This window comes from Dermacoccus sp. CCH2-D9 (genome assembly GCF_001556795.1).
Taxonomy (GTDB): Bacteria; Actinomycetota; Actinomycetes; order Actinomycetales; family Dermatophilaceae; genus Dermacoccus; species Dermacoccus nishinomiyaensis.
The window spans coordinates 87,690-97,594 of sequence record NZ_LSJT01000062.1; the positions used below are offsets into that span (position 1 = coordinate 87,690).

General features: G+C 69.9%; 8 protein-coding genes. All 8 read left to right on the forward strand.

Annotated elements, in window-relative coordinates; all coding sequences use genetic code 11:
- The first annotated feature begins 1 nt into the window (after position 1).
- Positions 2 to 1,354, forward strand: coding sequence for a homoserine dehydrogenase (locus tag AX669_RS05715; RefSeq protein ID WP_062257147.1), 1,353 nt, complete (start codon positions 2 to 4; stop codon positions 1,352 to 1,354).
- 1 nt (position 1,355) lies between these two features.
- The gene (thrC, locus tag AX669_RS05720; protein ID WP_062257149.1) at positions 1,356 to 2,459 is read left to right on the forward strand and encodes a threonine synthase; all 1,104 of its coding nucleotides are present in this window, start codon (positions 1,356 to 1,358) and stop codon (positions 2,457 to 2,459) included.
- Between the two features lie 77 nt (positions 2,460 to 2,536).
- Positions 2,537 to 3,430, forward strand: a complete 894-nt coding sequence (locus tag AX669_RS05725; protein WP_062257167.1) for a homoserine kinase — start codon at positions 2,537 to 2,539, stop codon at positions 3,428 to 3,430.
- 337 nt (positions 3,431 to 3,767) lie between these two features.
- Entirely contained in the window at positions 3,768 to 5,864 is a 2,097-nt protein-coding gene (gene rho, locus AX669_RS05730) for a transcription termination factor Rho (RefSeq protein WP_062257151.1), read from the forward strand.
- 229 nt (positions 5,865 to 6,093) lie between these two features.
- Complete coding sequence (rpmE, locus tag AX669_RS05735) at positions 6,094 to 6,309, forward strand: 50S ribosomal protein L31 (RefSeq protein ID WP_006945964.1); 216 nt, start codon at positions 6,094 to 6,096, stop codon at positions 6,307 to 6,309.
- A gap of 111 nt (positions 6,310 to 6,420) precedes the next feature.
- Complete coding sequence (gene prfA, locus AX669_RS05740) at positions 6,421 to 7,509, forward strand: peptide chain release factor 1 (RefSeq protein ID WP_062257153.1); 1,089 nt, start codon at positions 6,421 to 6,423, stop codon at positions 7,507 to 7,509.
- Entirely contained in the window at positions 7,506 to 8,957 is a 1,452-nt protein-coding gene (prmC, locus tag AX669_RS14195) for a peptide chain release factor N(5)-glutamine methyltransferase (protein ID WP_197418857.1), read from the forward strand. The genes prfA and prmC overlap by 4 nt, the downstream gene beginning before the upstream one ends.
- A gap of 239 nt (positions 8,958 to 9,196) precedes the next feature.
- Positions 9,197 to 9,905, forward strand: a 709-nt coding sequence (locus AX669_RS05750; protein WP_062257155.1) for a hypothetical protein, incomplete at its 3' end; no start/stop codon positions are given.

Genomic DNA, 9,905 nt, shown 5'->3' on the forward strand with positions numbered 1-9,905 from the left:
CATGACCACCACCGCATCCGCCATGCCGTCCGACTCGACGACCCCGCGCGAGCCGATCACGATCGCGCTGCTCGGCAGCGGCGTCGTCGGCACGTCCGTCGCCCGCGAGCTGACCCAGAACGCCGCCGATTTCGAGGCCCGTATCGGTGCGCCGCTGCAGATCGTCGGCGTCGCGGTGCGCAACACGCGCAAGGACCGCTCGGAGACGGGCCTGCCGGCCGACGCCTTCACGACGGACGCGCAGGCGCTCGTCGACGGTGCCGACATCGTCGTCGAGCTCATGGGTGGTGACGAGCCCGCCAAGAGCCTCATCACGCGCGCCCTGAGCAACGGCTCGAGCGTCGTCACGGCCAACAAGGCCCTGCTCGGCAGCGATGGCCCGGAGCTGTACCAGCTCGCGATGGATCACGGCGTCGACCTGTCCTACGAGGCCGCCGTCGCGGGCGCCATCCCGCTCATCCGTCCGTTGCGCGAGTCGCTCGCGGGCGATGGGGTGACGAAGGTGCTCGGCATCGTCAACGGCACGACGAACTTCATCCTCGACAAGATGCACCGCACCGGCGCCGACCTGCAGGACGTGCTCGCCGAGGCGCAGGAGCTCGGTTACGCCGAGGCCGACCCGACGGCCGACGTCGAGGGTTACGACGCGCAGGCGAAGGCCGCCATCCTCGCCTCCCTCGCGTTCCACACGCGCGTGCGCACGAGTGACGTGCACGTCGAGGGCATCATGAACATCACGGCGGAGGACATCACCGCCGCACGCCGCGCGGGCTGCGTCATCAAGCTGCTCGCGATCGCCGAGAAGGTCGAACGCGGCGAGGCAGACGGGGGAGCGGGCGTCAACGTCCGCGTCCACCCCGTCCTGCTGTCGCGCTCGCACCCGCTCGCGAGCGTGCATGAAGCTTTCAACGCGGTCTTCGTCGAGACGAAGCTCGCCGGGGAGCTGATGTTCTACGGCCGCGGGGCGGGCGGCGACCCGACGGCGTCAGCCGTCCTCGGCGACATCGTCCAGGCCGCGCACCACCGCGTCACCGGCGGGCGCGGTTCGGGGGAATCGGCCTACGCCGACCTGCCGATCCTGCCGATCGGCGAATCCCTGACGCGTTACGTCGTGCGCGTCGAGGTCGCCGACGAACCGGGCGTTCTCGGGCGCGTGACGAGCGCGTTCGGCGAGCACGGCGTCTCCATCGAGAGCATGCGCCAGGGCGTGCGCCGCTCCGAGGATGGCCTCGCCTCCCTCACCTTCATGACCCACCAGGCACCGGAGGCCGCGCTCGCGGCCACGGTCGACTCGATCAAGAAGCTCGCGGACGTCGACTGCGTCTCGTCCGTGCTTCGCGCAGAAGGAAACTGACATGGCTCACCTGTGGCGCGGCGTCATCACCGAGTACGCCGAACGACTTCCGATGCTCGACGGTGCTCCCGTCGTCACGCTCGGGGAGGGCGGCACTCCGCTCATCCCGGCGGAGAAGCTGAGCGAGCGGGTCGGTGCGCGCGTGTTCGTCAAGTACGAGGGCCTCAACCCGACCGGTTCGTTCAAGGACCGCGGCATGACGACGGCGATGTCGATGGCCGCGAAGAACGGCGCGAAGGCCGTCATCTGTGCCTCGACGGGCAACACGTCCGCCTCCGCCGCGGCCTACGCGACGAAGGCCGGCATGACGTGCGCCGTCCTCGTGCCCGACGGCAAGATCGCGATGGGCAAGCTCAGCCAGGCCATCGCGCACGGCGCGCAGCTGCTGCAGGTCGACGGCAACTTCGACAACTGCCTCGACGTCGCGCGCAAGCTTGCCGAGAGCTACCCCGTAGAGCTCGTCAACTCCGTCAACCCGGCCCGCATCGAGGGCCAGAAGACGGCCAGCTTCGAGATCGTCGACGCGCTCGGCGACGCGCCCGACATCCATGTCCTGCCCGTCGGCAACGCCGGCAACATCACGGGTTATTGGAAGGGCTACCGCGAGTACGCGGCGCCGTTCACGACCGCCGACGGCCGCGAGCTCGCCGCCGTCGCGACGAAGACCCCGGCGATGTGGGGCTTCCAGGCCGAGGGCGCCGCGCCGCTCGTCGCGGGCCACCCGTTCGACGAGCCGGAGACGATCGCAACGGCCATCCGCATCGGCAACCCCGCATCGTGGAGGCAGGCCGAGCAGGCCCGCGACGACTCGGGCGGCGTCATCGACGCCGTCAGCGACGACGAGATCCTCGCCGCGCACCGCATCCTGTCGAGCGAGGAGGGCATCTTCGTCGAACCGGCGTCGGCCGCCTCGATCGCCGGGCTGCTCAAGATGAGTGACGCGGGCCGCGTGCCCGCGGGCGCGACCATCGTCTGCACCGTCACCGGGCACGGCCTGAAGGATCCGCAGTGGGCCCTGCGCGGCGCCGACGGCGACGACATCCAGCCCGAGCGCGTCTCCGCCGACGCCTACTCCGTGGCGCGCGCGCTCGGCCTCGACGCCTGACGATGGCCCGTTCGCTCAGCGCCTCCCGCCTCCGGCCGAGCCGCACGCCTCAGGTCGGGTCGACGGCGCACGTTCGCGTGCCCGCGAGCACGGCGAACCTCGGGCCGGGTTTCGACTCGATCGGCATGGCCCTCGACGTCTGGGACGACGCGCGCGCCGAGGTGACGGACGGCGGCCTCGTCGTCGACGCGCGCGGCAGCGGCGCCGGTGAGGTGCCGCTCGACGGCTCGCACCTTGTCGTGCGCTCGATGGGGGCGGCATGGGAAGCGCTCGACGTCGCGCCGCCCGCAGGGCTGGAGCTGAGGTACACAGGCGCCGTGCCGCACTCGCGCGGCCTGGGCAGTTCGGCGACGGCGATCGTCGCGGGCGTCGCGCTCGCGACGGCGCTCGCCGGGCATGATCTCGACGACGCCGCGACGCTCGCGTTCGTCAATGACGTCGCCTCGAGCATCGAGGGCCACCCCGACAACGCGTCGGCCTCCGTCTACGGCAGCGTGACGGTGAGCTGGGCCGACGTGCTCGAGGGCCCCGACGCGCCGCGCGACTGGCACACCGCCGTCCTGCGCCCGCACCCCGATGTCGTGCCCGTCGTCATCGTCCCGGCGCAGCGCCTGTCGACGGCGACGGCTCGCGCCGCGTTGCCCGAGAGCGTCCCGCTCGCCGTGGCAGCGCGCAATTCGGGGCGCGCAGCGCTGCTGGCTCACGCGATCACCACCGAGCCGTCGCTACTCATGCCCGCGACGCTCGATGCCCTGCACCAGGAGCAGCGCCGTTCGGCCTACCCGGATTCGATGGCGCTCGTCGACGCGCTGCGTGACGCCGGCGTCCCCGCCGTCATCTCGGGCGCGGGTCCGACGGTGCTCGCGCTGGCATCACGTTTCGCCCTGAGCGCGGTGCACGATGTCGCTGGGGGCGGCGAGGTGCTCGAACTGAGCGTTCCGACGCGCGGAATCACCCCCATGTCGCGCTGATCCGCCGCCGGGGTGTACCGTTTTGGTGCACCCGGGTGGTGCTCGAGTTCGACCATGCCACACGACGCGACGCTGTCGTCGCGCCAGGCCCGTGACCTCTGGGTCACCGTTCTCGCCTCAGCCTCGCTGCAGGTCATCATTCGCTTCCAGGTGCGCTGTTCCCGTCTGTGCTGTCATTCCGACGGCGGGAACCAGGGGTCTGATCTGAACGGCCCCTGAACTTCATCCCGCCCGCGCTCTTCGTCGCGGGCCGAACGAGGGGGAAGGAACCTTCGTGTCAGAACAACCGTCTGCGCCCGCCCCGGCCCAGAGCAGCCCGCGCGGAGCGCTCTCCGCGATGCGTCTCGACGAACTCAAGCAGCTCGCGCAGAGCATGGGCATTCCCGGCATCTCCAAGATGCGCAAGGTCGACCTCGTGACGGCGATCCGCGCCGCGCGCGCCGAGGCCAACGGTGTCGGCGGCAGCCGCGCCAAGGCCGCGGGCGTCACCTCGACCGCTCCGACGGCCCGTCGCGCCACGAGCGAGCAGGCCGAGGCTGCGCCGTCCGCCACCGAGGCGCCCCGCCGTGAGCAGGGCGACGCTCCGGCGCCGCAGGATGACGAGCCCCGCCGCGCCACTCGTGACGCCGGCGCCCGCGAAGGCGACGCTGCCTCCCGCGAGGGTGAGCGTTCCACGCGCGACGAACAGGAGCAGCCGCGCGAGCAGCGCACCCGTCGTGGCCGCCGCGGTGGCGAGGAGCGCAAGCGCGCCTCCGAGAACTCAGGTTCCGACCAGGGCGACGCTCAGCGTGAAGGTGCCGCGCAGGACACCGGCTCCGAGAACGACGCCGATGGCAAGACCGTCGATGGCAAGACCGTCGATGGCAAGAACGTCGACGCCAAGGACGACGCCTCGAACGGCGAGAGCCGTGGCCGTCGTGACGGCGAACGCGACGAGCGTCGTCAGCGCCGCGAGAACGGCTCGAACGAGCCCTCCGGTGACAAGAACTCCGACGGCGACGCTCGCCGCGAGCGTCGCGACAACAGCGACAGCGCCTCGGGCGAGAACGGCCGCGACAAGCGCGACAACCGCGACTCCGGCAACAACAGCGGCAACGGCGGCTCCAACCGTCGCGAGCGCAACAACGAGCGCAACCACAACAACGATGACGACGAGCGCGGTGGCCGTCGTCGCCGTCAGCGCGGCCGCGACCGCGACCGCGACCGGGGCGAGCGCGGCAACAACCGTCGCGGGCGCAACCGCGACTACGACGACGACGCTCCCGAGGTGCGCGAGGACGACGTCCTCATCCCCGTCGCGGGCATCGTCGACGTCCTCGACAACTACGCCTTCGTGCGCACGACCGGTTACCTCGCCGGCCCGACGGACGTCTACGTCCCGATGAACATCGTGAAGAAGAACGGGCTGCGCAAGGGTGACGCCGTCACCGGCGCGGTGCGTGCGCTGCGCGAGGGTGAGCAGTTGCCGGCGCGTCAGAAGTTCAACGCGCTCGTGCGTCTCGACTCCGTCAACGGCATGACGGTGGAGCAGGCGAAGAAGCGTGTCGAGTTCGGCAAGCTGACGCCGCTGTACCCGCAGGAGCGCCTGCGTCTCGAGACGACCCCGAACGTGCTGACGACTCGCATGATCGACCTCGTCTCGCCTGTCGGCAAGGGCCAGCGTGGCCTCATCGTCGCCCCGGCGAAGGCGGGCAAGACGATGGTCATGCAGTCGATCGCCAACGCGATCACGACGAACAACCCCGAGTGCCACCTCATGGTCGTCCTCGTCGACGAGCGTCCCGAAGAGGTCACAGACATGCAGCGCGCGGTCAAGGGTGAGGTCATCGCCTCCACCTTCGACCGTCCGGCGACGGACCACACGACGGTCGCGGAGCTCGCCATCGAGCGTGCCAAGCGCCTCGTCGAGATGGGCCATGACGTCGTCGTGCTGCTCGACTCGATCACGAAGCTCGGGCGTGCCTACAACCTCGCCGCGCCGGCGAGCGGTCGCATCCTGTCCGGTGGTGTCGACTCGGCCGCGCTGTACCCGCCGAAGAAGTTCTTCGGTGCGGCGCGCAACATCGAGAACGGCGGCTCGTTGACGATCCTCGCGACGGCTCTCGTCGAGACGGGTTCGAAGATGGACGAGGTCATCTTCGAGGAGTTCAAGGGCACCGGCAACATGGAGCTCAAGCTCGACCGTCAGCTCGCGAACCGCCGCATCTTCCCGGCCGTCGACGTCAACAACTCGTCGACGCGTCGCGAGGAGATCCTGCTGTCGGGCGAAGAGCTCAAGATCATGTGGAAGCTGCGTCGCGTGCTCGCCGCCCTCGACCAGCAGCAGGCTGTCGAACTGCTCATCGACCGCCTCAAGAAGACGAAGAGCAACGTCGAGTTCCTCATGCAGGTGCAGCAGACGTCGAACATCAAGCTCGACGACGAGGACAACTGATCCACGCCTGACGACGTCACCTGACGACGCCCCCGAGACCCGACGCCCCTGCGGCGAGTGGTCACGGGCGCGATCGTGTCGGGCGGGGTGGCGGCGGGAATGATTCGTCCCACCTCGATGTTTTGAACCATGTCAGGCGATCTGGCAAGATTGTTTGTTGGCTTCCGGTTCACGTCCACCATCCCGGTGATGACGACCCGGCGGCATCCTCAACAGCTAGGAGAACCCCGTGAAGAAGAACCTTCACCCCGAGTACACCGCCACGACGGTGTCCTGCACCTGCGGCAACACGTTCGAGACGCGCAGCACGTCGAAGAGCGACAAGATGAACGTCGAAGTGTGCTCCAACTGCCACCCCTTCTACACCGGCAAGCAGAAGCTCATGGACACGGGTGGTCGTGTCGCCCGCTTCCAGGCTCGCTACGGCAAGAAGGACGCCAAGTAGTCTTCGCACCACGCCGACCCCAGCCCATCAGGGCGGGGTCGGCGTTTTGCATTCCCGTGGACGCCGCCTGCCGGCGCTGCGCCCCCATCACTTCAGTCCGCGAGGAGCGTCATGCTTGATTCCGCCGCCACGATCGTCGCCGAGTACGACGATCTCGAGAAGCAGCTGGCCGAACCGGCGACGCATGCGGACCCGACGCTGATGCGCCGCCTCAACAAGCGTTACGCGGCCCTCGCACCGACCGTCGCCGCTTATCACGCCTGGAAGATCGCGCAGGACGACCTCGGTGCGGCAGAAGAGCTGGCCGACGAGGACGCCGCGTTCGCCGCGGAGCTGCCGGCGTTGCAGACCCATCTGGAGGCGAGCGCCGACAAACTGCGCACGCTCCTGCTGCCGCGCGACGAGGACGATGAGCGCGATGTCGTCCTCGAGGTCAAGGCCGGCGAGGGCGGCGCCGAGTCGGCGCTGTTCGCCGGCGACCTCGTCCGCATGTACCTGCGTTACGCGGAACGCCGCGGTTGGAAGGCCGAGATTGCCGACGCGACCGACGCCGATCTCGGCGGGTACAAGGACGCCCGCATCACGGTCCGCGCGAAGGGGCTGCCCGAACCGGGCGAGGCCCCGTGGGCGCGCCTCAAGTACGAAGGCGGCGTGCACCGCGTGCAGCGCGTGCCCGTCACCGAGAGTCAGGGCCGCATCCACACGAGCGCGGCGGGCGTCCTCGTCATGCCGGATCTCGACGAGGACGACGACGAGATCGAGTTCGGCCCGAACGACCTCAAGATCGACGTCTATCGCAGCTCCGGCCCGGGTGGGCAGAGTGTCAACACGACCGACTCGGCCGTGCGCATCACCCACCTGCCGACGGGTGTCGTCGTCAGCTGCCAGAACGAGAAGTCGCAGCTGCAGAACAAGGAGTCCGCGCTGCGCGTGCTCAAGGCGCGGCTGCGTCAGATGGAGATCGAGCGCAAGGAAGCGGAGGCCTCGGCCGCGCGCAAGTCGCAGGTGCGCACGGTCGACCGCAGTGAGCGCATCCGCACGTACAACTTCCCCGAGAACCGGATCGCAGATCACCGCACGGGCTACAAGTCGTACAACCTCGACGCGGTGCTCGACGGCGATCTCGACGCTGTCGTCCAGTCGGCGCTCGACGCCGACGAGGCGGCGCGTCTCGCAGCAGTGGGGGAGTCGGGGGCGTGACGGCGTTGCGCGCGAAGCTGCGTCGTGCTGCGGCGCGGCTCGCGGATGCCGGCATCGAATCCGCGGATCGTGATGCGGCGCTGCTGCTCGCCCATGTTCTCGGGTGCGAGCTGGGCGAGGTGCGCCGTCGCGAGGTGCTCGGCCACGAGCTCAGCGACGGGGACATGGCCCGCTTCGAGGCGCTCGTCGACGAGCGCGCACGGCGTGTTCCGCTGCAGCACCTGACGGGTCGGGCGCCTTTCCGCAGCCTGGAGTTGCGTGTCGGCCCTGGCGTGTTCGTGCCGCGCCCCGAGACGGAGATGCTCGTCGATGCCGCCCTCGAGGCGGCCCCGTACGGGGGGCGCATCGTCGATCTGTGTACCGGATCGGGCGCCATCGCCCTGGCGATCAAGGCTGAGCGTCCCGACCTCGAGGTCTACGCCGTCGAACTCTCCGAAGAAGCGGCGGCGTGGGCAGCGTTGAACTGCAAGCAGATTGGCCTCACTGTCAACTTGAGCGTTGAGGATGCGCGCCAGGCTCTACCTGAGCTCGAGGGTAGTTTCGACGTCGTCGTGAGCAACCCGCCGTACGTGCCCACCGGCATGGTGCCGATCGACCCCGAGGTTGCCGAGCACGACCCTGAGATCGCGCTGTACGGCGGTAGCGAGGACGGCCTTCGCTTTCCGCTCGAGATCGCCGAACGCGCCGCGCACCTGCTGAAGCCCGGCGGTCTGCTCGTCATGGAGCATGCAGACGCCCAGGGCGAATCCCTGCCCGAGGCGCTGCTCGATCGGCGTGGTTTCGAGTGGGCGCGGGACGAGGCCGACCTCGCCGGCAAGCCCCGCATGACGCTGGCCCGCCGTGAGGGCGGTTCGCGCTTCGAGGTGCCCACAAGCCCCGCAGAACGCCCGGTGAGGCGCCGCGCGACCGTCAGGCTGCTCGTGCTCGACCACGCCGGCGACGTGCTCCTCTACGAGGATTCCGACCAGGGCCTCACGCCGCCCGCGACGTGGTGGTCGACCCCGGGTGGCGGCATCGACCCCGGAGAGAGCGAACGCGACGCCGCGGTGCGTGAGTTGTTCGAGGAGACCGGTTTGCAGGTCGAGGCCGATGCCTTCGTCGGGCCGATCGCGCGGCGCCGCGTCGTCCACGGGTATTCCGATTCGGTCGTGCGTCAGGACGACGTGTTCTACGCCGTGCGCACGACACGCTTCGAGCCCGACCCGGGGGCACTCACGCCCGAGGAGCAGGTGACGATGCAGCGCTGGCGCTGGTGGTCGGTTCGCGACCTCGAGACGACGAGCGAACGAGTGTGGCCGCGCGAGCTCGCGGCCCTCGTCAGCGCCCGGGCGACGCCGGACGCGACAGCGGGTAGCGCCACGTCTGTCGACGAACTGCAGCCCGACGAAACCGTCGCACTCGACGACGTCGAGGAGTCGACCGTCCCCGTCGCCCTCGGCCACCGCTGAGGCACACACCGCGAGGTCGGCGTCAGGGCCTGCGCCTCTTCTGATGTCGGTCTCGCACCGCCCCGCCCTGCGTCTCGGCCACCGTCACGATGTTGGCCGAGGACGCCGCGTCAGCGCGCTGGTGCGGCCTCGCCGACCGGCGGCGAGGACGTGTGCCCGCCACGGACCCGGGCTTAGAGTGGGAGCCGAATCGCGCCGCCTGCAGCGTGCTGGGCGGCCTCGGACGTGAGGAACGCACCATGGGGATCTTCGATCGTCTCTTCGGTCGTGGGGGAGCCCAGCCGGGCTTCGGTCAGCAGCAGGGATACGGGCAGCCCGCGTATCCGGCGCAGGGCAACCAGCAGCAGGGGTATGCCCAGCAGGGCTACCCGCGTCAGGCGTCGAGCGCGCCTCGACAGACGCCGGGCGCGTCGATGAGCGAGGACGAGCGCGCCATCGCCCGCTACGAGTACATGCTCAAGACGGCCCCGCCGGAGGAGATCGAGAAGGCGCACGCCGAGGCGTTCGCCAAGTTGACGCCGGAGCAGCGTCAGCAGGTGCTCACGCGTCTCGCGACCGACAGCCCGCAGGATGCTCCGCAGAGCGCAGACCCGCAGGCGCTGGCGCGGGCTGCGACTCGGGCCGAGATGCGTCAGCCCGGGTTCCTCCAGAGCTCGTTCGGTGGTTACGGCATGGGCGGCGGCTTCGGTCGTGGCGGCATGGGGATGGGGATGGGCGGCATGGGCTCGATGCTGCTCACGAGCGTCGCCGGCGCCTTCGTCGGCACCGCCATCGCCGATGCGATGTTCGACGACTGGGGCAACGAGTTCGATTCCCACGACATGCAGGACGCATATCAGGATGGCTACCAGGACGGTGGGGGCGACGGCGGCGGAAACGACGTTGCCGACGGTGGCGGATTCGACGGCGGCCAGGACTTCGCCGGGGGCAGCGACTTCGGCGGGTTCG